Below are 23,043 nucleotides of genomic sequence, written 5' to 3'. Positions count from 1 at the left end.
GGGGTTTGTCATCAATCTCAAAGCACCCCAATCGGTGCTTTTTTCTTTTTCGGTTATACGCGAGTCACTTTACCGGATTTGAGGGCACGAGTGCTCACATATACGCGTTTCGGTTTGCCGTCAACGAGAATGCGCACTTTTTGTACGTTGGCACCCCATTTTTTTCTCGTTTTGCGGTTGGAGTGGCTTACCTTGTTTCCGGTGTGGCCTTGTTTTCCAGTGATAAAGCAACGACGAGCCATTCTTACACCTCCTCTTCGTTCCATACCATCATCCCCTGCCGAAAGTATCTTCCGTCAGGGTACATTTCAGGCAAGAGAGGACTCTTCTCTTTACGGTAACGGAATAAGGACTAAACACCAGCACATTTTAGCATACCTGAACTTTACTTGCAAGGAGAGAGCGAGTCCAGTATGATGAATGTTGTTAAGCTTTTATTCATTTAGGTATTATTGTACAATTGTCCTAGCAAAGCATGGAAAACCTCATCTGGGAGGAATTGGAATGAGCTTGGAAGTTTCGACGGAACTCGGTCAAATCCAAGTGGCCAATGAAGTGATTGCAACGGTTGCCGGAATTGCGGCCATGGACTGCTACGGCTTGGTTGGGATGGCTTCGCGCAGCCAGTTAAAAGACGGAATTACGGAACTTTTGGGCAGGGAGAATTTAAGCAAAGGGATCGAAGTGCGCACGGAGAGCGGAGAAGTCGTGATCGATCTGTACATCATCGTGGGCTATGGAACCAAAATTTCCGAAGTGGCACACAATGTGCAATCCAAGGTGAAGTATACGCTGGATCAGATGATCGGATTGAAAGTAAGTCAGGTGAACATCTATGTGCAGGGAGTTCGCCTGGTCAATGAAGAGTAAGGAGGAACACTGTTGACACAGCAAATCCATGCAGCTCTGTTTTTACAAATGATGCGTTCCGGTGCCGGGAATCTGAATAAACACGTGGAATCGGTCAATGCTTTGAACGTTTTTCCCGTACCGGACGGGGATACCGGAACCAATATGAATTTGACGCTGGCATCCGGTGTGAAAGAGATGGAAAAACAGGCGGCATCCGGCACGGTGGGAAAACTGGCGGAGGCGCTTTCAAAAGGATTGCTGATGGGTGCACGCGGTAATTCCGGTGTGATTTTGTCCCAGCTGTTTCGCGGATTTGCCAAGGCTGTTTCCGATAAAAAGGAGATCAACGCTCATCAATTGGCTGATGCCTTTCAGCGGGGAGTTGAAACTGCGTACAAGGCAGTGATCAAACCGGTGGAGGGCACAGTTTTGACAGTGGCGCGCGAAGCGGCTGACGCCGGTATGAAAAAAGCGTGGACGACGGAAGACACCGCTGTGATCATGGAGACGGTGTTGAATGAAGCACGGCGGACGCTTGCCCGCACCCCGGAAATGCTCCCCGTTTTGAAGCAGACGGGAGTAGTGGATGCCGGAGGACAAGGCCTGGTTTATATCTATGAGGGAATGCTGGCTGCCTTGAAGGGTGAAGAGATTGCCCCCGATGCTCCGCAAGCGAAACTCGACACGGAATCGCTCGCTTCCCTTGCTCACGATAACGCCCAGTCGAAAATGGATGCTTCGCAAATCGAACACGGGTATTGCACCGAATTTATTATCAATTTGAAAACGACGCGACGCAAAACCGAAGCGTTTGATGAAGCCAAATTCCGCAAAAGCATGGAGCAATTCGGGGATTCGCTGTTGGTCGTAGCTGATGATGAATTGGTTAAAGTACATATCCATGCCGAATACCCGGGGGATGCACTCAATTTTGCCATGAAATTCGGCGATTTGATCCGCATCAAGATCGACAACATGCGCGAACAATACGCCAGCGTGACGGAAGGAAAAAGCGCTGCCTCCACCCCTGTGCAGACCGGTGGGGAGCAGAAGGCGGAAAAGAAAAAGTACGGCATTGTGGCAGTGGCGGCCGGAAAAGGAATTGTCGACATTTTCCGTTCATTGGGCGTCGATCAGGTGGTGGAAGGCGGCCAGACGATGAACCCGAGTACGGAAGAACTGGTCGATGCAGTGAGAAAAATTGAAGCTGAAAATATTGTGATCTTGCCGAATAATAAGAATATCGTTTTGACGGCAAAGCAGGTGAGCCAAATTGTTGATACACCCGTCACGGTGATCGCTACCCGCAGCATCCCGCAAGGCTTGGCTGCACTGCTCGCTTTCAGTGCGGAGCGAAGCCACGAGGAGAACGAGCAGAACATGACGACGGCTTCTGGGGCGGTGCGCTCGGGGGAACTCACTTATGCGATCCGCGATTCACAAGTGGATGGGCAGGAAATCAGGAAAGGGGATTTCCTCGGCATTCAAGAGGGCAAAATCGAAATCGTCGGCCAGGACATGGTGCAAACGGCCAAAGCCCTGCTGCAAAAAATGATCGGCGAGGAAGCGGATGTGGTGACAGTGATCTACGGCCGGGATGTGACCGAAGAACAGGCGCATGCACTGGTTGAGTCACTTTCGCAAATCTATCCCGAGATCGAATTTGAAGTGCATCAGGGAGGACAACCGGTTTATTATTACCTGTTTGCCGTTGAGTAAAGAAAGGAGGGTGTTTGATGGGGCAGGTGAAAATCATAACCGACAGTACTGCCGATATTCCCAAAGATCTGGCGGAAGCCTTGGACATTTCCGTTGTCCCGATCAAAGTTCATCTGGCGGGGCAATCTTATTTGGACGGGGTTGATTTGTTTCCGTCGCAATTTTATCAAAAAATGAGAGAGATTACCGAGTTGCCAACCACTTCCCAACCTTCGCCGCTGGAGATTGCCGAGTTTTATCGCAAAGCGATTCAAAGCGGGGCAAAGCAAATCTTTTCCCTTCATATTTCTTCGAAAATGAGCGGCACTTACCAATCCTGCATGCTGGCCAAAGCGATAGTCCAGGAAGAGTATCCCGATGCGGAGATTATGGTATATGACTCCAAATCGGTTGCCTATGCTCTCGGGGTGATTGTCGTGCTGGTCGCCCGGGCCGCAAAAGAGGGAAAAACACTGGATGAACTGGTGCAGCTGGCAGATCGGGTTCGCGAAAAGCAGGGCCTGGTGGCGCTGGTCGATACGCTTGAATACTTGCAGAAGGGCGGCCGGATCGGGAAAGCGGCCGCGCTGGTCGGTTCGCTTCTCAGTATCAAGCCGATCATCTCCATCAGCGAAGATGGTGAGGTAACGGCGATTGACAAGGCGCGCGGCAAAAACAAGGCCTTCAGCAAAGTGTTTGAACTTTTGCAGCAGAAAGTTCCGGTCGGCCCGGTCTATGCGGCGATTCTGCATGCGGATCAGGAAGAAGATGCCAAGACCTGGCTGAACAAGGTAAAAATGATGTATGATGTAAGAGAAGAGATTGTGGTTGACATCGGACCGGCGGTTGGAACCCACGCGGGTCCGGGGACAGTCGGATGCCTGTTGGTGCCGCTGGAGCAGCTTTAATCTGGGAACGTTGTCGCAAAAGGTTGGGATGTCATATGAAATATCGTACCGTATTTGATATTATCGGTCCGGTGATGATCGGGCCTTCAAGTTCGCATACGGCGGGAGCGGCCCGGATCGGGCGGGCGGCGAGAACCATTTTTGGCCGCAAGCCGAAGCGCTCCGTTATCACCTTGTACGGATCATTCGCCCAAACGTATCGCGGCCATGGTACGGATGTGGCCATTGCCGGCGGTTTGCTCGATTTTGATACATTCGATAAGCGGATTGTGAACGCCCTTGAGATCGCGAAAGAAGAGGGAATCGAGATCACCTTTGTCGAATCGGATGAAGTGCCGGATCATCCCAATACTGCTCGAATCTATCTGGAAGATGAGCAGGGAAGCGTTGAAGTGGTCGGGATTTCCATCGGTGGCGGAAAAATGGAAATCGTCGAGCTGAACGGTTTTCAACTGAGCTTGTCCGGCAATGATCCGGTTTTGCTGGTATTGCACCAGGATCAGTATGGTGCGGTGGCCAAAGTTGCAAGTGTGTTGGCCGAACACGAGATTAATATTGCGTTTATGCAAGTGTCACGCAAAGAGAAAGGGTCACAAGCTTTGATGTCCATTGAGACCGATCAGCCGGTGGAAATGGAAGTGCAACATAAAATTGGCAATTTGCCTGGGATTCATGCTGTAATGATCTTATAATATGATGGAATAAAAACCGCCGCCTCAGGAAGGACCGGCGGTTTTCTGTGGGAAAAGGGGTCGGGAAAAATGAAATTTCGCACAGTAGCTGAATTAGTGGAAATAGCAGAAAAGGAAGGACTCAAAATATCCGAAGTCATGATTTTGCACGAAATCGAAGTGATGAACCGTCCGCGGGAAGAGATCTTTGCGGGGATGGAACACAACCTGACCGTAATGGAACAGGCAATCGAACGGGGGTTGACCGAAGAGATTCGCTCACATAGCGGATTGACCGGCGGCGATGCCCGTAAAATCAACGAATATAAAGAAAACGCACCCGTTCTGTTATCGGGTTCGACCATTCTGAATGCGGTTTCAAGAGCGACGGCAGTCTCCGAAGTGAATGCAGCGATGGGGACGATTGTGGCAACACCGACGGCCGGAGCTTGCGGCATTTTGCCGGGGGCGATTTCCACCGCGGCCGAAAAACTGGGCTCCGATCGGGAAACAAAGGTACGCGCTTTGTTTACGGCGGGAGCGATCGGGTTTTGTATCGCCAATAACGCTTGCATCGCCGGTGCAGCCGGGGGTTGCCAGGCCGAAGTGGGTTCGGCAACGGCGATGGCAGCGGCAGCTGTCGTGGAGATGGCGGGCGGAACGCCAACGATGTCAGGGGAAGCGGTGGCGATTGCTTTGAAAAACATGCTCGGACTCGTCTGTGATCCGGTGGCGGGCTTGGTGGAAGCGCCTTGTGTCAAACGAAATGCGATGGGGGCGGCGATTGCCATGGTTGCAGCCGATATGGCCATGGCCGGAGTGAAAAGCATCATTCCGACCGACGAGGTGATCGGGGCGATGTTCAAGATCGGGCAGATGATGCCGGTTGCGCTTAAAGAAACGGCGTTGGGCGGATTGGCTGCCACCCCGACAGGGCAGGAGCTGGAACGAAAAATTTTTGGAGCGGGAAAATAAGCAATCATGAAACTGACGGAAATTCCAGTGGAAAACCTGCCCGGTGTCGGTCAGCAGCGAAAAGAGAATCTGTCCGAGCTCGGAATCGAATCCATCGCCGACCTGTTGGAGTACTACCCATACCGCTACGAGGATTACCGTATCAGTGATTTGACGCGAGCGGAGCAGGATGAGCGGGTTACCGTCCGGGGGATTGTCTACGGACAGCCCAGCGTGAGATGGTATGGAAAGAAAAAATCGCGCATGTCCGCCAAAATTGATGTCAACGGAATTCATGTAAACCTGATTTGGTTTAATCAGGCTTATTTGCGTGAAAAAATCAATCCGGGACAAATCATCGTTGTATCAGGAAAATGGGATCGGCATCGGTTGCAGATTACGGTTGATCGCACCTTTCTCTCCCAAGCGGAACAGGAAAAGCATGTCGGCCGGCTCGAACCGGTTTATTCCGTCACCGGTTCCGTGAAAGTGAACGGGCTTCGCAAGCTGATTCATGAAGCGTTTATCCGTTATGGAAACCGGATTGAGGAGATCCTGCCTGAGGAATTGCGGCGGCGCTACAAGCTGATTTCCAGGCCGCGGGCGATGTACTTCCTTCATTTTCCAAAAGGGAGGGAAGAAGGCCGGCAAGCGCGCCGCCGGATGGTGTATGAGGAACTTTTTTTATATGAATTGAAGATGATGTGGCTGAAGAAACAGGCACGGATGGAGAACACAGGAATCGCCCATTCCTTTGCCGAGGAAAAGGTGGAGGAATTTATCGACCGGCTGGCCTTTCCGCTGACCAACGCGCAAAGGCGGGTGGTGCAGGAAATTTTGGCTGATCTGCGCTCCACGTCTCAGATGAACCGCCTGTTGCAGGGAGATGTAGGTTCCGGAAAAACCGTGGTGGCAGCCATTGTCCTTTACGCCAATTATCTCAGCGGTTATCAGGGAGCACTGATGGTGCCGACGGAGATTTTGGCAGATCAGCATGCTGCCTCGCTCAAGCAGCTGCTTTCCCCGCTGGGCTTGCAAATTGTCGCTTTGACAGGCAGGATGACGGCCCGGGAAAGGCGGGATGCCTTGGGGCAGATCCAAATGGGCCTGGCTGATATCGCTGTCGGAACGCATGCCTTGATTCAGAAAGGGGTCACCTTTCACAATCTCGGTCTGGTGATCACCGATGAACAGCACCGCTTTGGTGTCAAACAGCGGGCTACCCTTCGCGAAAAAGGGGAAGTGCCGGATGTTCTTCATATGACGGCGACGCCGATTCCGCGTACGCTGGCGATCACGTACTACGGAGAGATGGATGTTTCCACCATTGACGAAATGCCTGCCGGGCGCCAGCCTGTCGATACCTATTGGGTAAAAAAGGAGATTTGGCCCAGGATTGTCAATTTTATCGAAAAAGAGTGCCGGAAGGGCCGGCAGGCATATGTTATCTGCCCTTTGATTGAGGAATCGGAGAAACTGGATCTGCAAAACGCCGAAGAGGTTTATGGTCAGTTGACAATGGCCCTGGCCCCGATTCGTGTCGGTTTGCTGCACGGACGGATGTCCTCTGCCGAAAAGGAAGAGGTAATGGCCCATTTTGCCGCCAATGAGGTTCAGGTGCTCGTATCCACCACGGTCGTCGAAGTGGGAGTCAACGTCCCCAATGCCACGGTGATGGTGATATATGACGCGGACCGCTTTGGACTGGCGCAGTTGCATCAGTTGCGCGGACGGGTCGGGCGGGGCGGCGGTACGGCGACTTGCGTGCTGGTGGCCGATCCCAAATCGGAAACGGGTGTTGAGCGGATGAGGATCATGACGGAAACAACCGACGGATTTGAAATTTCCCGGCGCGATTTGGAGATGAGGGGGCCGGGAGATTTTCTCGGGGTGAAGCAAAGCGGTCTGCCCGAGTTTAAAATTGCCGATTTGAATGAGGATTTGCGTGTACTGGAGATTGCCCGTGCCGATGCCCAGGAGTTGGTCAACCGCCCTGACTTTTCGAGCAATCCGGAGACAAGGGCACTTTACGAGTACCTGCAGGAAGAAAATCTTGAATCGAAAAGCTTTGATTAGTGCGAAAACCCTGTTGACACTTGAGCAACAGGGTTTTTTCTGAAGAAGTGTGGCCAGCCATCTGCCATGCCCGCGGTTTCGCTCAGGGAAGCAAGGCAAAATCCTGAATGCGCATCTCACCTTTGCGCGGCAGGGAAATCCGCTTTATCTGATGCAAATGTTTTTTATCGTAGACGCCAAGTACGCCGGCTGTTTCCGCACTGTCAGACTGGGACAGGATATAGAGGTGTTGGGCATCCTGTTTTGCTTGAAATATCGGTTGTGAAACGGCAAGAGTTCGTTTCACCTGATCAGCATCGGGATCGAGAACAGTGAGAACCGCCTGCTGTTTATGGGTAATCCAGATTTCATTGGCGACGGGCAAAATGTACTGCGGTTTGGCAAACGGAAGTTCGATATAGCGGATTCGCTTTTTCTCCAGATCATATATGGCCATTTTTTTCTGTTCATCGGTTGAGGTGATAAGCAAGTCGTGACCGACGATTTTCAGGTCATCAGCCAGATCGATGGCGAGCGGGACGGTTTGGGCTACTTTTCCGCGTTGCCGATCGACCACATACAAAACGGCCCTTTTCGCTTCAATCAAGGAAGAGAACACATAAACATATGTATCATCCCAAGTAGCCGTTCGCAGGAATCCGGGAAGCTGAAGTTGTTTGCGCTGGTTGTTTTGCACGATTTCCAGGGTGTTGGAATGGAGTGTTGTATTAAAGGCGGACACAGTCACTCCGTCCCTTTGTTTGACAAAGATCGGAAACTCTTTTGTTTGTTCCGTTCGCAGCTTGCCTTCCGGGGAGAGGATGATGAGAGACCGGCCAAACCGCTCGGGTAAAAGCAATCCGTTTTTGTCTGATTTTTCGATTTGAAAGATCCCCATTGCCTTGATCGGGATCTCGCCGATTGCTTCTCCCTTTGCATCCAGCAGCATCAATGCGCTTTCCTTTTTGGCAGCATTGGTGTAGATCACAGCCAGTCTTGCATGCCGGAGCGGAAGTGCGTCTCGGGAACAGGCAGCGGAAAGAAGCAATAATCCCAACACCAGCACCAGGATAAAACGAAACCGAAACATGGCGACCTCCTTCATTGTGATGAGCGAAAGCGGAGCCTTTTTTCACCCGAAAGAGGAAAAAAAGCCCCGTTTGACATCAACCCTTTGAATAAAAGGCGTAAGTGAGCGGACTTTCAATCAGGTCAACGGGCCAGACCGCACCGCCGTCGTTCAGATCATAACCCAGATTGTAAAAAGCGCGCCAAGCCAGTTGGGAGCAATAAAATGAACCGGTTGTTGTAATATTGAAAAAATTGTAGTTATAAGGCTTGCCGATTTGCTGTCTTGCATATGAAGCGGCATAAGCATAGTCCCCGGAAGCGGCTCCGTTCACTCTGAGCCCTTTTACCTGATTATAGCGTGTATCACAGTCATTCGGCCAATGCCGGACACCGTTCAAATCCCCTTTGTTGCCAAACGATTCGACGACATATCCGCTCATGTCGGAAACGACTCCCGCATGACCGCCCGCCCACATGGATGAACTGCTCGTTCCGTCCAAAGTGACGAGAATATCCCCTGCCTGCCTGACGGATTCAATCGAGACTGAGCCAGAAACCGGATTCTTTGCTTGTTTGATTTCATCCCAGTGCGTGGCGACATACCGGGTTTTTTGCTTCGCTTTGGCGATTTCTTTCAGCTGATCGGGGGTGAATGAAGGGGAGGAGGCGGAAGCGATGTCGGGGAACACTGGTACAATGGACAAAAAAGCGAAGAAGAGAAACAGGGTTATTTTTTTTAAGCATTTCATGATGTTCCTTGACTTCTCCTTTCTCGGAAACAGGTGAATAATCATTTGCTTTCCTTGTTATTATTTTATAATACGGAATATTCAGTATATATTTTAATAAGATTACATTTGTGTATCAATCTTGTTAATTGTTAAGTCACGACCTTTTCCTTCTGCATAAGATACATTATTCGCAAGCAGGGGGGAAATGAATGAACAACAACGATGCGCTTTATCAGGATCTTGTGAATACCATCAATCAGACTGTTGGTCGCCGGGCGGTAAGCGTGAGGAAAATGAAGCAATTGATCGCCGAAGCGAGACGCATCCGCATGCAGTACGGTGTGATGGGGCTATGGTCCTATGCCCAACAGCTTCCCGAGCATTTTTTTACCCGTGAGGAACTTGAAAAGCTGCAGAACTCGCCGAGATTATATGAATTGTCTGATAAGATGGTGGATGCGATGGTTGTGGAACAAGTGATTACGCCGACGGAGGCGCGGATGATCAAACGCACCATCTACCGGAACTGGGGGAATTGGGCGGGAACTTATAGGTGATCCGTACAGACAAAGCAAGGGTGATCGTCATATGGTATAGTGCCTGTTAAAAAATGGGGTCAATATCTGATCGGGGAGAGGAAGAATGATGCATAAAAGCAGAAAAAGGCAGCCTGTGCGAAAAAAAACTGTGCAAGGAATTCGCAGTGCTGAACATCGTGAACGTGAATCAGGCCAATATTTCTATCCTAACGAAATGGATATGTTTGGTGAGCCGATGGGTCCCCCGCGTCATTTTTCTGACGATCGGGAAAGAAGAGAGATGCCGCCTCGCATGATGAGAAGCGAGTGGGAAGATGATTGGTTGTTCGGGCCTGTTCCCGGTCCGATGCGGAGGCAGGGCCCGATGGATCCGAGAGGATTTTTTGGACCGGGTCCTCATCCTGATGCCCTGCCGTTTCCGAGGCCGGACGAGTGGCCGCCTGAGGAGAGACAAGGGCGGAGAAACGTCCCGTATTCTCCCGCCTGGAGACCTCCGCATCCGGAGATGGAGAGATTTTCGGAATCGATGGAGTTTCGCGATACCTGGGGAGAACAGAGGGACCGGATGAGAAGGGAAGCGACATCCCGGCAGAATCGCAGAGAGAGCATGGAGGAGTGGCCGCCGGCATACGATGAAACAGTTTCCCTGGATGGCGTGAGGAGAAGGAGAATTCCACGCCGAGGATCCAGATAAGAAAGTAAAAAAATGGCTCGCGCCTTGTTACGCGAGCCTCAATGTATCTTTCACAATCGAGTTGTGAAAAATACTAAATGGGAGAGGAGAAACCGGAGGAAGAGCTTATGGGGAAACGTAAGTCTTCTCCGCGGTTCGACAACATCATAATCGACGCTGTCATCTATTATGTTTTCCTCCTTTTGATTTTTTATACCTTGCATTTGGTTTTTTTTGCGTTTTCATTTGCCTGTTCTTTATGGTAGGATTAAACGTGTTTTATTTTATTAATAAATGACAGAAGAGATAGGTGTCCATTATGCGTATCATTGCTGGATCGGCAAAAGGGACGCGCCTGAAAATGGTTCCGGGAAAACATGTGCGTCCGACTGCAGACCGAGTCAAAGAATCCCTGTTTCAAGTAATCGGCCCTTTTTTTGCCGGGGGAAATGTGCTTGATTTATTTGCCGGGACAGGTGCGCTTGGCTTGGAAGCGTTAAGCCGGGGCTTTGACCGGGGAGTTTTTGTTGACCAATCACGGACAAGCTGTGATATTGTTCGCATGAATGCAGAAGCGGCGAAACTGGCGGACCGGGTGGAAATCTACCGGCGGGATGCGAGAGCGGCACTGAAGATGCTGCAGGGAAAAGGCTGGCGGTTTGAGCTGATTCTGCTGGATCCACCTTATCATAAAAATTTGTTGCTCCCCGTGCTGAAGGAGATCGTCGGGACGGAGTTGCTTGGAAAAGACGGCATTGTCGTCGCGGAGCACCCGAATGATCTGGAATTGGAGGCAGAATTGGGATCGCTTGTTCAAATTCGTCGTCTCGCTTATGGGGACACCGGGATCACTCTCTACCAAAAGATAAACGAGTAAGAAGGAGGAGACGAGATGAAAATCGCCGTCTATCCGGGAAGTTTTGACCCGATTACATATGGTCATCTGGACATTATCAAGCGCGGGGCCAAAGTGTTTGACAAAATTATTGTGGCCGTGCTGACAAATTCCTCTAAAAACCCCTTGTTCACGGTTGAAGAAAGAAAAGAGCTGATCAGGGAAGCGACCAAAAATATGCCCGTCGTCGAAGTGGACAGCTTTGGCGGGTTGCTGGTCGACTATTTGCATAAACGGGAGGCCAATGTTATCCTGCGCGGTCTCCGGGCCATCTCCGATTTTGAGTACGAACTGCAAATCGCATCAACCAACCGCAAGCTGGATGAAGAAGTGGAGACATTCTTTTTAATGACGAGCAATCAGTATTCTTTTATCAGTTCGGCAATGGTCAAGGAAGTCGCCCGCTATGGGGCGGATGTGAAAGACTTGGTTCCGGAACATGTTGCCAAGGCCTTGCAGGAAAAGTTTGAAGCTTGATCCGTGCCCCGGATGATGCTCACATAAAAAGGGAAATTCCCCCCTCTGGCCGATTTTTTTGCCCGCTACGTTTTGTCACTGACGTTTGAGCGGGTTTTTATTATACGGCAAGCGATCTTTGATTTCAGCAAACAATAGAAAGAAAACCCAGAATAGCGCTATAATAATCGATATCCCTTTCAATGTTTGCCAGAGAGGGGAGTGAATAACCGATTCCCCGAGAAGGGAACTGTTCACGGCGACGACATCCAGCCGCGGCCGGAAAAGCGGGAATATAGCGACTGTGATGACCGCCGCCAGCACGCCATGCAGGATTTTCGCCAAAAAGTAAGGGAAATAACGGATATCCGTCCGGCTGATCATACTGGCGACCTGGGCGTGGATCGATAATCCGTTCCACCCGACGACAAAGCCGACCATGGCCAATTTATAGATCAGCGGCACGGTGGGACCGACGGCACTGGCCAGCTGGGAGCCCAAAGTGATTTCAAACAATCCGGCTAAAATCGGATTGGCCAGGTCCCCGGACAGGGAACAAAGGTGGAGAAGCCAGGAGATTCCGTGCACCAGGGGCCTGGTTATGCCTACATAGTTGATCAGGTGGGTTAAAACGGAAAACATCATGATAAAACCGCCAATCAGCAGCAAGGTTTGCACAGCGGAAGTCACCGATTGACCGATCAATTGTCCGAGTGTGCGTCCATCCTGAATCCTTGCCCGGTGCATGGCTCTCAGGGCGCGAATGAAGATGAGGCCGGTTTTTTTTCCTTTTGGATTGGAGGGCGGGGCTTTCGGTTCGTGAAAACGCATCAAAAATCCAACGAGGAAAGCACTGGCATAATGAGCGGTGGCAAGGATCATGCCGAGCGATTCATTTTCAAAAAAACCGACTGCCACCGCGCCAAACAGGAATAAGGGGCCGGCAGTGCTGGTAAAAGCGACAAGGCGTTCCCCTTCCTCGCGGGAGATGAGGTCCTGTTCGCGCAGACGGGCCGTCAGTTTTGCCCCCATGGGATTTCCGGAGATCAAGCCGACGGCCATGACAAACGCGCCCGCCCCGGGAACGCGAAAGATCGGGCGCATCAATGGTTCCAGGAGGACTCCCAGGAAATGGACGACTCCGAAGCCCATCATCATTTCGGCTGTTATGAAAAAAGGCAATAAAGCAGGAAAGACGACATCCCACCAAATCGTCAACCCCCTAAGCGATGATTTAACAGCCTGTTCAGGATACAAGACGAGCAGGATGGCAATAAAAAAAGCGAAAGAAGCAAGTGCCAGCGTTTTAAATTGACTTCGGAGAAAGGGTCGGATCATATTCATTCTCTCCTCATGGACAACAGCATCAATAACATGTCTACGCTTGGGGGAGGAAATATATGCCGGTGGTTTGTCCAGTGAAACGAAAGGAGCGAATGCTGTTTGCACCCGAAGATCGGTTTGGCCCTCAGCTCTGGCGGAGCGCGCGGTTTTGCTCACTTGGGTGTATTGAAAGTCCTGAAAGAGGAAGGAATTGAAATTGATTTTGTTGCCGGGAGCAGCATGGGGAGCATTGTCGCGGTTCTGCTGGCGAATCAGCTGGATCTGGAAATGTGCGAGCAAGTGGCGATCTCCCTGAAACGGAAGCATTGGCTCGATCTGACGATTCCGAAAATGGGCTGTGTCATCGGGAACAAGGTGAGAGAATTGATTCGCCTGCTCACGCACAACAAGAGATTGGAGCAACTGGCGATCCCGACAGCGGTGATCGCGACGGATTTGACAAGAGGGGAACCCGTGGTGTTCACGGAAGGACCTGCAGATCTGGCGGTAAGAGCGAGCATCTCGATACCGGGGATTTTTGAACCGGTTCGCCTCGGAAACCAACTGTTGGTGGACGGAGGGGTGATCGACCGGGTTCCGGTTTCCGTCGTGCGGGAGATGGGGGCCGATCTGGTTATAGCCGTTGATGTGATTCCGCGGGTGAATCAAGCGAAGATCGAAAATATTTTTGATGTGATTGCACAAACTTTAGTTATCATGGAGAAAGAGATTACCAGCCAGCGGATTGTGGCGGCCGATTTCGTTTTTCATCCCGATGTCGGCCATATCGGACCCACCGCGTTTATGAGGGCGGAGGAATGTATTCAAAAAGGAGAAGAAGAAGCGAGAGCCAAAGTGAAAAAACTGAAAGAACTGATCCGAAACTGGCAAGGAGAGGAAGTATGGGATGGGATATAGAGACTCGAATGGAAAGAGAATCGTCGGAGTTGTTGTTATATCACTGATTTTTATCATAATCGGGGTTCTCTTTCTCGTCCGTATACCTTATTTTGTCATGGCGCCCGGCTCGGCCCAGGATGTGTCGCCAATGGTGCATGTTGGCGGGATCAGGCCGCATGAAAAAGGGTCATTTATGCTGACCACCGTTTCCTTAAAAGACGGAAACCTGTTTGATTATGCTTATGTGAAACTGACCGGGCACGGTGAATTGGTGCATGAAACGGAGATTTTGGCGCAGAATGAATCGGAAGAGGAGTATCAGAGAAGAGAGGCAGAAAATATGACTGCCTCACAAAATCAGGCGATTATCGCTGCTTTTCGCTATGCCAAAAAGCCGGTTCGCGTCCAAATGACCGGAATTGAAGTATTTCAGCTGCTCCGAAAACAGCCGCAAGGACTGCGGGAAGGGGATATTATTCAAAAGGTGGACGGGCGGCCGGTTGAGTCCGTCGATCAGCTCGTTCAATACCTGAGCGCCAAAAAAGCGGGGGACACCGTTGTCGTCAGCCTCCTTCGGGACAGAAAAGCACAAACCCTTAAGCTGAGCCTGTACACTTTGCCCGCACAGCCGGGTGAAAAGCCGCATGTCGGACTGGGCATTGTTCCGGTTCCGCGGATCCAGGTGATCACCTCCCCGCCCGTCCGGATTGAAGCCGACGAGATCGGCGGACCGTCGGCCGGGTTGATGTTTACACTTGAAGTTTTAAACCGGTTGGTGCCCGAAGATCTGACTCATGGACACCGCATTGCCGGTACGGGAACGATTTCCGCTGACGGAACCGTCGGGCAAATCGGAGGGATTCAGCACAAACTCGTTGCCGCTGAACGGGCACATGCCCAAATCTTCTTTTGCCCGGAAGATGTGATGCCGGGGGATCAGAATGAAAAAATTGCCAAAGAAACGATCAAAAAGGAAGGCCTGCATCTGAAGCTGGTGCCGGTCAAATCTCTGGCCGATGCCGTTCAATATCTTCAGCGGTTGCCCGAAGCCGCCGCATAGACTTTCAAGTCAAAAACGTTGACAGGGATTGCAATCGTGTCTTATAATAACCCTGTTTTTACACAAGGAGTGGAATCATGCAGATTTCCCTGCACAAGTTAAATCAAGCCAAAGCCGGGCAACTTGACTTGCGTGAGACCGTAACGCTGGATGCTTTGCCGGGCGAAGTTCCAGGGTTGGTTCGGCTTGAGCCCGTTCAAGTAAAAGCCCGTGTGTCGCTCCTGGATCCGCATCTGATCGAAGCCGATACGGAGCAGTCGACCGAAGCGACATTTTCCTGTTCCAAGTGCTTGTCGGAATTCACCCTTCCAATTCATGTGAAATGGAAGGAATATTTTACGGATGAAGCACACCGGGCGGTAGAAACAGAGGAGCAAGAGATCCATTTGATTGATGGAAATGTGCTGGATCTTGACCCCATGATCCGGGAGGCAGTTCTGCTCCAGTTTCCTTACATTCCAGTATGTCGGGAAGATTGCAAAGGTCTATGTCCCAAATGCGGAACGAACAAAAATGTGGAAACCTGCAACTGCCAGATTGAAAAAATCGATCCCCGGTTGGCGGCATTGCAGGATTGGTTCGAGGACAAATCTTAGGTGTATGAAAACTTCCCCGACTTGTGTTACATTCTTAGAGGGGGTGAAACAGCATGGCAGTACCTTTTAGACGTACATCGAAAACACGCAAACGCAAACGTCGCACCCATTTTAAACTGGCTGTGCCAGGTTTGGTGAAATGCCCGCAATGCGGAGCGCCCAAACTCTCTCACCGTGTCTGCAAAGAGTGCGGTTATTACAAAGGCTCTGAAGTGGAAGGCGTTGCAAACGAATAATGGATTTGCCGGAGCCGTAAAAGCAAGAGCCGGCATCTTGGTCTGGCTCTTGTTTTTTCATATTGCCAATACGCCCTTTTTTTTATATACTGATTTAGTACCTGGTATTAATACATGGTAATAAAAAAGGTGGTGGCTCCGCTGTGCGCATGTCCAAGAGAGAAAGACAGCGCCGAATCAAACAAGCTTTTATGGACGATCCATTTCTGACGGATGAAGAGATGGCAAAGCGATGCAAGGTCAGCATACAAACAATCAGGCTGGATCGTTTGGAGCTTGGCATTTCGGAATTGCGCGAGCGTATCAAACACATGGCGGAGAATCATTTTGACCGTGTCCGGTCATTATTGGTGGAAGAAGTGATCGGGGATATCGTAGATCTGCAATTGGATCACAGCGGTGTTTCCGTTTTGGAGATCAAGAAGGAACATGTTTTTGCACGAAATCAAATCGCCCGCGGACACATCCTGTTTGCACAGGCCAATTCACTGGCCGTTGCGCTGGTGAACTCGGAAGTGGCACTTACCGGTTCAGCCGAGATCCGGTTTATCCGACCGGCCAGGTTGGGGGAAAAGTGCATTGCCCATGCCACGGTAATCAAAAAAAAGGCATCCCGTTTACAGGTGGATGTAAAAACGAAAATCAATGGAGAAGTCGTTTTTCAAGGAATTTTTTACGTTTATCGCCTAGAAGACGATGAACTTGTTCCAGCGAATGAGGAGGAGCATTGATGCGAATTGCGATTGATGCGCATGGAGGAGACCATGCTCCGACAGCGGTAGTGAATTCATTGCGGCTTGCTGCTTCCCAATGGCCGGATACCACCTTTATCTTGATCGGTCGGGATGAAAAACTATTGCCTGAAGCATTTGGCAATCTCCAATTTGTCCAGGTCAGCGAACAAATTGAACCTGATGATGAGCCGGTCAAAGCGGTACGGCGCAAAAAGGATTCTTCCATCGTCGTCGGATGTCAGATGGTGAAAAACCGGGAAGCGGATGCGTTTATCAGCGGAGGAAATACAGGTGCTCTGATGGCAGCCGGTCTTTTCCATACCGGGCGGATGAGAGGTGTGGACCGTCCGGCATTGGCTCCCGTTTTTCCCACTCTGACCGGCAAAGGGATTCTGGTGCTGGATGTGGGGGCAAATCCCGAAGCCAGACCGGAACATTTGCGCCAATACGCGCAGATGGGAAGTATTTACGCAAATAAGGTGCTCGGATTCAAGGAGCCGAAAATCGGACTTCTCAATATCGGAACCGAAGCATGCAAAGGAACAGAGCTGACCAAGGAAGCATTTTCCCTTTTGGAACAAGAAAGATCCATTTCTTTCATCGGAAATGTGGAAGCGCGGGACATCCTTTACCGTCCCTGCGATGTGCTGGTTTGCGACGGATTCAGTGGAAACATTTTGCTGAAAAACATGGAAGGTGTCGCTAAAGCCATTTTCGAACGTTTTAAACAGGAACTGACCGCCAGCCTGCTGAACAAGTTGGCCGCTGCGATCCTGAAGCCGGGTCTGAAGCGGTTTGCCCGGGATATGGATTACAAGGAGCACGGAGGAGCACCGCTCCTGGGTCTCTCGGGTCCCGTGATTAAAGCCCATGGCTCTTCGGATGAAAAAGCTTTTTACAATGCGATTCGCCAAGCACACCTGTTTGTCGAAAATGGCGTCATCCAGAGAATTGAAGAAGAACTGTCTCATTAAAAGGGGAGTGGAAGGATGAGAGCAGTAGGGATTTTAGGGACAGGGGCCTATGTTCCGGAGAAAGTACTGACCAATGCGGATCTGGAGAAAATGGTTGATACCAGTGACGAATGGATCGTCAGCCGGACAGGAATTCGTGAGCGGCGGATTGCTGCTCCGGAAGAGGCCAGCTCCGACTTGGCGGTCAAAGCGGCGGAAAAGGCGCTGGAGGCTGCCGGGATCAGTGCCGCTGACATTGATCTGATCATTGTGGCGACCGTAACGCCTGACATGGCTTTTCCAGCGACAGCCTGCCTCGTTCAGGATCGGTTGAAAGCAGAAAAAGCGGCCACTTTTGATCTTTCTGCAGCATGTACCGGTTTTATGTACGGTGTGGCAACAGCATCCCAGTTTATTGCAACCGGAGTTTACAAGTATGCGCTCGTGATCGGGGTGGAGTGTTTGTCCAGAATCACGGATTGGACAGACCGCAATACCTGTGTGTTGTTTGGTGACGGTGCCGGAGCGGCTGTATTGGGCCCGGTTGAAGAAGGTTACGGCTTCCTTTCTTTTGAATTGGGTGGAGACGGTTCCGGCGGCGAATTGCTGAAACTTGAAGCAGGCGGTTCCCGGCAGCCGGCATCGGTTGAAACGGTTCAGCAAAAGCTGCACACCATCTCCATGGCCGGACGCGAAGTGTTTAAGTTCGCCGTTCGCGTTTTGGGGAACGCAACCGATGAAGCGCTCGTAAAAGCCGGATTGAGCAAAGAGGATATCGACCTGCTCGTTCCGCACCAAGCCAATATCCGCATCATCGACTCGGCGATCAAGCGCTTTGGATTGACGGAAGATAAAGTGGTGATCAACCTCGACCGCTACGGAAACATGTCTTCCGCCTCAATTCCGGTGGCTCTCGATGAAGCAGTGAAAGAAGGAAGAGTCAAAAAAGGGGATACTCTGGTTCTCTGCGGTTTTGGCGGCGGACTCACCTGGGGGGCAACAGTGCTTAAGTGGGCGCTTGACTAACCGTATGAAGGAGGTTTTTTCAAATGGGCAAAATCGCTTTTCTCTTTCCTGGCCAAGGATCGCAAAAAGTGGGCATGGGTTTGGATATCTACCAAAATAATGCCCGGGCGAAGCAAATCTTTGCCGAGGCCGATGAAGTACTCGGGTTTTCGCTTTCCCGCCTCTGTTTTGCAGGGCCGGAGGAAGAGTTGCGCCTGACGGCCAACACACAGCCGGCGATCCTGACCACCAGTGTGGCATTGTTGAGCATGCTGAGAGAAGAAGTGGATCTCGTCCCCGATTTTGTGGCGGGGCACAGTTTGGGAGAGTACTCGGCTTTGGTTGCGGCAAATGCTCTTTCATTTGCTGATGCGGTTCTTACCGTACATAAGCGTGGAACCTATATGGAACAAGCCGTTCCTGCCGGGCGCGGGGCGATGTCAGCCGTGATGAATTTGCAACGCGATTTGCTTGATCAGGTATGTAAAGAGGTAAGTAAGGAAAATCATGTAGTAGAGCCGGCAAATTACAATTGTCCCGGACAGATTGTGATTTCGGGTCACCGGGCTGCTGTGGAAGATGCCGGAGAAAAGGCGGTTGCCGCCGGAGCCAGAAGAGTGATTCCGCTTTCCGTAAGCGGACCGTTCCACTCGTCTCTGATGAAGCCTGCTGCGGAGCAATTAGCCGCACATTTGCAATCCATCCAAATCTCCCCTGCGCAGATTCCGGTTATTGCCAACGTGACGGCAAGACCGGTGGCCGAACCGGCGGAGATCGGCCGTCTACTGGTCGAGCAAGTGGCTTCCCCGGTATTGTGGGAGGACAGCGTCCGTTATATGCTGGAGCAGGGTGTGGATACATTTGTTGAGATCGGACCGGGGAATGTCTTGTGCGGGTTGGTGAAAAAAATAAACCGCCGTGTAGATACCCTTTCGATCCAGGACGAAGAAAGCTTGAAACAGGCCGTCGAAAAATTGAAGGTATTCGCATAGACAAAGGAGAGTCGAACGATGCTTGCAGGGAAAGTAGCTGTAGTGACGGGCGGTTCCCGGGGAATTGGACGCGCAGTCGCCATCACTTTGGCTGAAGCTGGGGCGAATGTGGCCATTTTCTATGCGGGAAATCACGCCGCAGCAGAAGAGACGGTTGCCAGGATCAAGGAGACCGGGCAAGAAGGGATGTCCCTCCAGGTGGACGTGGCCGACAGCGGGCAAGTCGACGCCGCGATCAAGCAAGTGCTGTCCACTTTCGGCAAAATTGATATTCTGGTCAATAACGCCGGGATCACCCGCGATAACCTTTTGATGCGCCTGAAAGAGGAAGAGTGGGATCAAGTGATCAACACCAATCTCAAAGGTGTGTTCCTTGCCACCAAAGCGGTAGTTCGTCCGATGATGAAACAGCGCAGCGGCCGGATCATCAACATCAGTTCTGTCGTGGGGGTCATGGGCAATCCGGGGCAAGCCAACTATGTGGCTGCCAAAGCCGGAGTGATCGGCTTGACCAAATCAACGGCCAAAGAACTGGCTGGCCGCGGGATCACGGTCAATGCGATTGCGCCCGGTTTCATCGATACGGATATGACATCCGTATTGGATGAAGAATTGAAGAAGCAGATGCTCAACCACATTCCGCTGGGCTTTTTCGGTGAGCCGAAAGATGTGGCGGAAACGGTGAAGTTTTTGGCCTCGGATTCCGCCAGATACATCACGGGACAGACGATTCATGTGGATGGCGGCATGGTGATGAGCTAGTTTTGGATAATTTCGTTGCTTGTCAATTGACGATTCCGTATAATACGAAAGGGAGGTGAGAGATATGGCAGATACGTTGGAACGCGTAAAGAAAATCGTTGTAGAACGCCTGAACGTTGATCCGTCCGAAGTAACGATGGAGGCATCTATCAAAGACGATTTGGGCGCAGACTCCCTCGATGTAGTCGACCTCATCATGGAATTGGAAGATGAGTTCGACATGGAGATCTCCGATGAAGAAGCGGAGAAAATTTCGACGGTTGGAGATGTAGTGGATTACATCAACAAACATAAATAAATTTTCCATCCGTACTTACGATAAAGTCCCGTGTTTTGCGGGACTTTATACACATCATTTTTCTACAGTATTGTGAGGAAAGGCGGTGGACCAGATTGAAAAATCGAGTTGTGATTACTGGTCTTGGAGTCATTTCTTCTCTTGGCAATGATATTGATACATTCTGGAATAATCTCATTCAAGGGAAGTCGGGAATCAGCCATATCACCCAGTTTGACACCAGCGATTATGCAGTAAAAATTGCCTCAGAGGTAAAAGACTTTGATCCCTTGAATTTTATTGATAAAAAAGAAACACGCCGGATGGATCGCTTTGCTCAATTCGCTGTCGCCGCTGCCAAGATGGCTGTCAGCCATGCCGGTCTGAACATCGATGACCGGAATGCGGAACGGGTCGGCGTCTACATCGGATCGGGCATCGGCGGTCTCGCCACATTGGAAAAACAGCATCGTGTTTTGATGGATCGCGGTCCGCGCCGGGTCAGTCCGTTCTTTGTCCCGATGATGATCGCCAATATGGCTTCCGGTATCGTATCGATTCAGTTGGGCGCCAAGGGGCCGAACAGCGCAGCCATTTCCGCTTGTTCGACCGGTACCCATTGTGTCGGGGATGCATTCAGAATTCTTCAGCGCGGGGAAGCGGACGTGATGTTGGCCGGTGGAGCCGAAGCAACGATCATGCCGTTGGCAGTTGCCGGTTTTTCTGCGATGACGGCTCTGTCCACCCGCAATGACGAACCGGAAAAAGCGAGCCGCCCGTTTGACAAAGACCGTGATGGCTTTGTCATGGGGGAAGGAGCCGGGGTTCTCGTGCTGGAGACGCTGGATCACGCCTTAAAACGCGGAGCTAACATTATCGCCGAAGTGGTTGGTTACGGGATGACCGCAGATGCTTATCACTTAACCAGCCCGGCTCCGGAAGGGGAAGGGGCAAAACGGGCCATGGAGATGGCGATGCGGGATGCTGGACTTGCCCCTGAAGAGATTGATTATATCAATGCGCACGGCACTTCGACCGAATACAACGACAAGTTTGAAACGATGGCCATCAAAGGTGCGTTCAAGGATCACGCCTATAAACTGGCTGTCAGCTCCACCAAGTCCATGCTCGGTCACTTGCTTGGAGCCGCAGGCGGCGTGGAAACCATCATCAGTGCTCTGGCAATCAAAGAACAAATTCTCCCGCCGACGATCAACCTGGAAAATCCTGATCCGGAGTGCGATCTGGATTATGTTCCAAATGAAGCGCGCAAAACACGCGTTCGCACTGCACTGTCCAATTCGCTTGGCTTCGGGGGACACAACGCTACGATCTTGTTGAAAGAATATGAAGAAAAGTAATGGCAAAAGGGTGAATGAGATGGATTTTTCGCGCCTGGAAGAATTGACAGGCTTTGCATTTAAAAATCGAAAACTGTTTCAGCAGGCATTCACCCATACATCTTTTGCACACGAACGGAAGAACGGCACCCATGCAGACAATGAACGGTTGGAATTTTTAGGTGATGCCGTTCTCGAACTGGTTGTCTCCGAGTACCTGTTTCAACGCTACCCGAAGATGAGCGAAGGGGAACTGACACGGATGCGGGCCCGGATTGTCTGTGAACCTTCATTGGCTTCTTTTGCGCGTGAATTGGGGTTTGGCAATTACGTGCGCCTCGGAAAAGGGGAGGAGATGACGGGAGGGCGCAACCGTCCCTCCCTTTTGGCCGACTTGTTTGAAGCTTTTATTGGCGCCTTGTTTCTTGATCAGGGACTGGACGGTGCCAAAAACTTTTTGCATACGTTCATGTTCCCGAAGATAAATGAAGAATGGCTTGCCAGCATGTTGGATGCGAAAAGCCAATTGCAGGAGTTCGTGCAGCATGAACGGCTCGGAACCCTTGCCTATCGAATTGTCGATATGCAAGGACCGGCCCATGACCGGCATTTTGTGGCTGAGGTGTATTTGGATAACCAGCCGCTTGGCCGGGGCTCGGGACGATCGAAAAAAGAAGCGGAACAACACGCTGCAATGGAAGCATTGAAAAATTGGCAAGCCAAACAGAAATGAAACACACCCCTTAAATCGGAGCGGGAAAATCCAGACTGGTTACCGTTTCTTTTAAGGGGTGATTTTTGTTTTTTCGGATTGGAACATGAAGTGTCCGGCAAACCCTTCCACGTATACAGACGCACTTTGAAACAAATTCGTTGCATGGACAGCAAAATGTTTTTGTTGCTTTTGGGATATGTTATTTTAAAATAAAATGAAAACTACAAAAAGGGGCTGAAGGGAATTTTGCGATTTTTTAGTTATATCGCTCCCTATTTGTTTCAGTTATTTTCGCTGCTTGCGATCATTCTGCCGGTTGCCGGCGGAGTCCTTGCCCTGGTCATTTTATGGCGCATCATGAAATCGCTTGAGAGAATCAGCCAGTCTTTGAGCCGGCTTGTCGAATGGAAAGAGCGGGGACAAAAGAAGGAACAGGGAAGCGATGAAACTTGACGGCACCGCAATGGTCATACGGAGGAATCCGTGGTATGAAGGCGATCACGGAGTGGCGGAGAACGAATTATTCAGGAGATGATTTGAAACAGCCCCTTTGCGCCCGGAGGCGTGCTGTGGGAAAATGCTGTCGTTCCAGTGTCGATGGACTGCCTGCTTTATCCGAGTGCGTTTCAATGTAATCTCCCGAAGAA

The 23,043-nt window shown here is 50.9% G+C and carries 27 protein-coding genes; 23 read left to right on the top strand and 4 right to left on the bottom strand.

Translation table 11 applies throughout. From position 1 onward, the window contains the following. Positions 1–53: 53 nt before the first annotated feature. Positions 54–242, bottom strand: a complete 189-nt coding sequence (gene rpmB / locus JG50_RS0103765) for a 50S ribosomal protein L28 (RefSeq protein WP_033099779.1) — start codon at positions 240–242, stop codon at positions 54–56. Between the two features lie 262 nt (positions 243–504). On the opposite strand from rpmB, the gene JG50_RS0103760 reads away from it, so the two are divergent. From JG50_RS0103760 to recG, 6 genes are all read left to right on the top strand, one after another. Continuing rightward, positions 505–870 (top strand): Asp23/Gls24 family envelope stress response protein, encoded by a 366-nt coding sequence (locus tag JG50_RS0103760; protein ID WP_033099778.1) that lies wholly within the window; start codon positions 505–507, stop codon positions 868–870. 9 nt (positions 871–879) lie between these two features. Beyond that, positions 880–2,571 carry a DAK2 domain-containing protein gene (locus JG50_RS0103755; RefSeq protein ID WP_374057990.1) on the top strand — a complete coding sequence of 564 codons (1,692 nt, stop codon included), beginning with the start codon at positions 880–882 and terminating at the stop codon, positions 2,569–2,571. 17 nt (positions 2,572–2,588) lie between these two features. Then, on the top strand, positions 2,589–3,458 hold the full coding sequence (locus JG50_RS0103750; RefSeq protein WP_033099777.1) for a DegV family protein: 870 nt from the start codon (positions 2,589–2,591) through the stop codon (positions 3,456–3,458). A gap of 35 nt (positions 3,459–3,493) precedes the next feature. After that, a complete protein-coding gene (gene sdaAB, locus JG50_RS0103745; RefSeq protein WP_033099776.1) occupies positions 3,494–4,150 on the top strand; it encodes an L-serine ammonia-lyase, iron-sulfur-dependent subunit beta in 657 nt (218 codons plus the stop codon). A 69-nt stretch (positions 4,151–4,219) separates the two neighbouring features. Next, complete coding sequence (sdaAA, locus tag JG50_RS0103740; RefSeq protein WP_033099775.1) at positions 4,220–5,104, top strand: L-serine ammonia-lyase, iron-sulfur-dependent, subunit alpha; 885 nt, start codon at positions 4,220–4,222, stop codon at positions 5,102–5,104. Positions 5,105–5,110: 6 nt separating this feature from the next. After that, positions 5,111–7,159, top strand: a complete 2,049-nt coding sequence (recG, locus tag JG50_RS0103735) for an ATP-dependent DNA helicase RecG (RefSeq protein ID WP_033099774.1) — start codon at positions 5,111–5,113, stop codon at positions 7,157–7,159. An 82-nt stretch (positions 7,160–7,241) separates the two neighbouring features. Here the strand turns inward: recG and JG50_RS0103730 are convergent, their stop codons facing one another. After that, the gene (locus JG50_RS0103730; protein ID WP_033099773.1) at positions 7,242–8,228 is read right to left on the bottom strand and encodes a hypothetical protein; all 987 of its coding nucleotides are present in this window, start codon (positions 8,226–8,228) and stop codon (positions 7,242–7,244) included. Between the two features lie 76 nt (positions 8,229–8,304). Next, the gene (locus JG50_RS18625) at positions 8,305–8,958 is read right to left on the bottom strand and encodes a YiiX/YebB-like N1pC/P60 family cysteine hydrolase (RefSeq protein WP_052153972.1); all 654 of its coding nucleotides are present in this window, start codon (positions 8,956–8,958) and stop codon (positions 8,305–8,307) included. Positions 8,959–9,149: 191 nt separating this feature from the next. Between JG50_RS18625 and JG50_RS0103720 the strand changes: the two genes are divergently transcribed. The 4 genes from JG50_RS0103720 to coaD all read left to right on the top strand — a co-directional run bounded on the left by JG50_RS0103720 (position 9,150) and on the right by coaD (position 11,524). Then, a complete protein-coding gene (locus tag JG50_RS0103720; protein WP_033099772.1) occupies positions 9,150–9,497 on the top strand; it encodes a hypothetical protein in 348 nt (115 codons plus the stop codon). Between the two features lie 88 nt (positions 9,498–9,585). Then, the gene (locus tag JG50_RS0103715; protein ID WP_152568473.1) at positions 9,586–10,173 is read left to right on the top strand and encodes a hypothetical protein; all 588 of its coding nucleotides are present in this window, start codon (positions 9,586–9,588) and stop codon (positions 10,171–10,173) included. 298 nt (positions 10,174–10,471) lie between these two features. Next, a complete protein-coding gene (rsmD, locus tag JG50_RS0103710) occupies positions 10,472–11,029 on the top strand; it encodes a 16S rRNA (guanine(966)-N(2))-methyltransferase RsmD (protein WP_033099770.1) in 558 nt (185 codons plus the stop codon). Between the two features lie 15 nt (positions 11,030–11,044). Beyond that, a complete protein-coding gene (gene coaD, locus JG50_RS0103705; protein WP_033099769.1) occupies positions 11,045–11,524 on the top strand; it encodes a pantetheine-phosphate adenylyltransferase in 480 nt (159 codons plus the stop codon). 75 nt (positions 11,525–11,599) lie between these two features. Here coaD and ylbJ read toward each other — a convergent pair whose 3' ends face one another. Further along, positions 11,600–12,841 (bottom strand): sporulation integral membrane protein YlbJ, encoded by a 1,242-nt coding sequence (ylbJ, locus tag JG50_RS0103700; RefSeq protein ID WP_052153971.1) that lies wholly within the window; start codon positions 12,839–12,841, stop codon positions 11,600–11,602. A gap of 105 nt (positions 12,842–12,946) precedes the next feature. On the opposite strand from ylbJ, the gene JG50_RS0103695 reads away from it, so the two are divergent. From JG50_RS0103695 to JG50_RS0103635, 13 genes are all read left to right on the top strand, one after another. Next, the gene (locus JG50_RS0103695) at positions 12,947–13,744 is read left to right on the top strand and encodes a patatin-like phospholipase family protein (protein ID WP_033099768.1); all 798 of its coding nucleotides are present in this window, start codon (positions 12,947–12,949) and stop codon (positions 13,742–13,744) included. Beyond that, positions 13,734–14,786, top strand: coding sequence for a SepM family pheromone-processing serine protease (locus JG50_RS0103690; RefSeq protein ID WP_052153970.1), 1,053 nt, complete (start codon positions 13,734–13,736; stop codon positions 14,784–14,786). Before JG50_RS0103695 ends, JG50_RS0103690 begins: the two co-directional genes overlap by 11 nt. Positions 14,787–14,863: 77 nt before the next feature. Next, positions 14,864–15,382: a YceD family protein gene (locus JG50_RS18620; protein ID WP_052153969.1), complete on the top strand. Its 519-nt coding sequence runs from the start codon at positions 14,864–14,866 to the stop codon at positions 15,380–15,382. Between the two features lie 53 nt (positions 15,383–15,435). Next, positions 15,436–15,618 (top strand): 50S ribosomal protein L32, encoded by a 183-nt coding sequence (gene rpmF / locus JG50_RS0103680; protein ID WP_033099767.1) that lies wholly within the window; start codon positions 15,436–15,438, stop codon positions 15,616–15,618. Positions 15,619–15,767: 149 nt separating this feature from the next. Then, entirely contained in the window at positions 15,768–16,349 is a 582-nt protein-coding gene (gene fapR / locus JG50_RS0103675; RefSeq protein ID WP_033099783.1) for a transcription factor FapR, read from the top strand. Further along, the gene (plsX, locus tag JG50_RS0103670; protein WP_033099766.1) at positions 16,349–17,326 is read left to right on the top strand and encodes a phosphate acyltransferase PlsX; all 978 of its coding nucleotides are present in this window, start codon (positions 16,349–16,351) and stop codon (positions 17,324–17,326) included. Before fapR ends, plsX begins: the two co-directional genes overlap by 1 nt. Before the next feature lie 15 nt (positions 17,327–17,341). Continuing rightward, positions 17,342–18,331, top strand: coding sequence for a beta-ketoacyl-ACP synthase III (locus tag JG50_RS0103665; RefSeq protein WP_033099765.1), 990 nt, complete (start codon positions 17,342–17,344; stop codon positions 18,329–18,331). Positions 18,332–18,354: 23 nt separating this feature from the next. Continuing rightward, positions 18,355–19,302: an ACP S-malonyltransferase gene (gene fabD, locus JG50_RS0103660; protein ID WP_033099764.1), complete on the top strand. Its 948-nt coding sequence runs from the start codon at positions 18,355–18,357 to the stop codon at positions 19,300–19,302. A gap of 18 nt (positions 19,303–19,320) precedes the next feature. Continuing rightward, the gene (gene fabG, locus JG50_RS0103655) at positions 19,321–20,064 is read left to right on the top strand and encodes a 3-oxoacyl-ACP reductase FabG (RefSeq protein WP_033099763.1); all 744 of its coding nucleotides are present in this window, start codon (positions 19,321–19,323) and stop codon (positions 20,062–20,064) included. Positions 20,065–20,128: 64 nt separating this feature from the next. Next, positions 20,129–20,362: an acyl carrier protein gene (acpP, locus tag JG50_RS0103650; RefSeq protein WP_033099762.1), complete on the top strand. Its 234-nt coding sequence runs from the start codon at positions 20,129–20,131 to the stop codon at positions 20,360–20,362. Positions 20,363–20,457: 95 nt separating this feature from the next. Then, positions 20,458–21,702: a beta-ketoacyl-ACP synthase II gene (gene fabF, locus JG50_RS0103645; RefSeq protein ID WP_033099761.1), complete on the top strand. Its 1,245-nt coding sequence runs from the start codon at positions 20,458–20,460 to the stop codon at positions 21,700–21,702. Next, positions 21,689–22,414, top strand: a complete 726-nt coding sequence (gene rnc / locus JG50_RS0103640) for a ribonuclease III (protein ID WP_033099760.1) — start codon at positions 21,689–21,691, stop codon at positions 22,412–22,414. The genes fabF and rnc overlap by 14 nt, the downstream gene beginning before the upstream one ends. 228 nt (positions 22,415–22,642) lie before the next feature. Next, positions 22,643–22,849, top strand: a complete 207-nt coding sequence (locus JG50_RS0103635) for a hypothetical protein (protein WP_033099759.1) — start codon at positions 22,643–22,645, stop codon at positions 22,847–22,849. Positions 22,850–23,043 lie beyond the last annotated feature (194 nt).

The sequence above is a fragment of the Thermoactinomyces daqus genome (genome assembly GCF_000763315.1).
GTDB classification, from domain to species: domain Bacteria; phylum Bacillota; class Bacilli; order Thermoactinomycetales; family Thermoactinomycetaceae; genus Thermoactinomyces_A; species Thermoactinomyces_A daqus.
This window is presented reverse-complemented; position numbering and strand designations above follow the sequence as displayed.

Coding starts and splice junctions, on each gene's coding strand:
- JG50_RS0103750 (WP_033099777.1), top strand. CDS start 2,589: ATGGGGCAGGTGAAAATCATAACCGACAGTACTGCCGATATTCCCAAA.
- sdaAA (WP_033099775.1), top strand. CDS start 4,220: ATGAAATTTCGCACAGTAGCTGAATTAGTGGAAATAGCAGAAAAGGAA.
- rpmB (WP_033099779.1), bottom strand. CDS start 242: ATGGCTCGTCGTTGCTTTATCACTGGAAAACAAGGCCACACCGGAAAC.
- rnc (WP_033099760.1), top strand. CDS start 21,689: ATGAAGAAAAGTAATGGCAAAAGGGTGAATGAGATGGATTTTTCGCGC.
- recG (WP_033099774.1), top strand. CDS start 5,111: ATGAAACTGACGGAAATTCCAGTGGAAAACCTGCCCGGTGTCGGTCAG.
- fapR (WP_033099783.1), top strand. CDS start 15,768: ATGTCCAAGAGAGAAAGACAGCGCCGAATCAAACAAGCTTTTATGGAC.
- JG50_RS0103715 (WP_152568473.1), top strand. CDS start 9,586: ATGCATAAAAGCAGAAAAAGGCAGCCTGTGCGAAAAAAAACTGTGCAA.
- fabG (WP_033099763.1), top strand. CDS start 19,321: ATGCTTGCAGGGAAAGTAGCTGTAGTGACGGGCGGTTCCCGGGGAATT.
- acpP (WP_033099762.1), top strand. CDS start 20,129: ATGGCAGATACGTTGGAACGCGTAAAGAAAATCGTTGTAGAACGCCTG.
- coaD (WP_033099769.1), top strand. CDS start 11,045: ATGAAAATCGCCGTCTATCCGGGAAGTTTTGACCCGATTACATATGGT.
- JG50_RS0103760 (WP_033099778.1), top strand. CDS start 505: ATGAGCTTGGAAGTTTCGACGGAACTCGGTCAAATCCAAGTGGCCAAT.
- JG50_RS0103665 (WP_033099765.1), top strand. CDS start 17,342: ATGAGAGCAGTAGGGATTTTAGGGACAGGGGCCTATGTTCCGGAGAAA.
- JG50_RS18620 (WP_052153969.1), top strand. CDS start 14,864: ATGCAGATTTCCCTGCACAAGTTAAATCAAGCCAAAGCCGGGCAACTT.
- ylbJ (WP_052153971.1), bottom strand. CDS start 12,841: ATGATCCGACCCTTTCTCCGAAGTCAATTTAAAACGCTGGCACTTGCT.
- JG50_RS0103690 (WP_052153970.1), top strand. CDS start 13,734: ATGGGATATAGAGACTCGAATGGAAAGAGAATCGTCGGAGTTGTTGTT.
- fabD (WP_033099764.1), top strand. CDS start 18,355: ATGGGCAAAATCGCTTTTCTCTTTCCTGGCCAAGGATCGCAAAAAGTG.
- plsX (WP_033099766.1), top strand. CDS start 16,349: ATGCGAATTGCGATTGATGCGCATGGAGGAGACCATGCTCCGACAGCG.
- rsmD (WP_033099770.1), top strand. CDS start 10,472: ATGCGTATCATTGCTGGATCGGCAAAAGGGACGCGCCTGAAAATGGTT.
- JG50_RS0103720 (WP_033099772.1), top strand. CDS start 9,150: ATGAACAACAACGATGCGCTTTATCAGGATCTTGTGAATACCATCAAT.
- JG50_RS18625 (WP_052153972.1), bottom strand. CDS start 8,958: ATGAAATGCTTAAAAAAAATAACCCTGTTTCTCTTCTTCGCTTTTTTG.
- sdaAB (WP_033099776.1), top strand. CDS start 3,494: ATGAAATATCGTACCGTATTTGATATTATCGGTCCGGTGATGATCGGG.
- rpmF (WP_033099767.1), top strand. CDS start 15,436: ATGGCAGTACCTTTTAGACGTACATCGAAAACACGCAAACGCAAACGT.
- JG50_RS0103730 (WP_033099773.1), bottom strand. CDS start 8,228: ATGTTTCGGTTTCGTTTTATCCTGGTGCTGGTGTTGGGATTATTGCTT.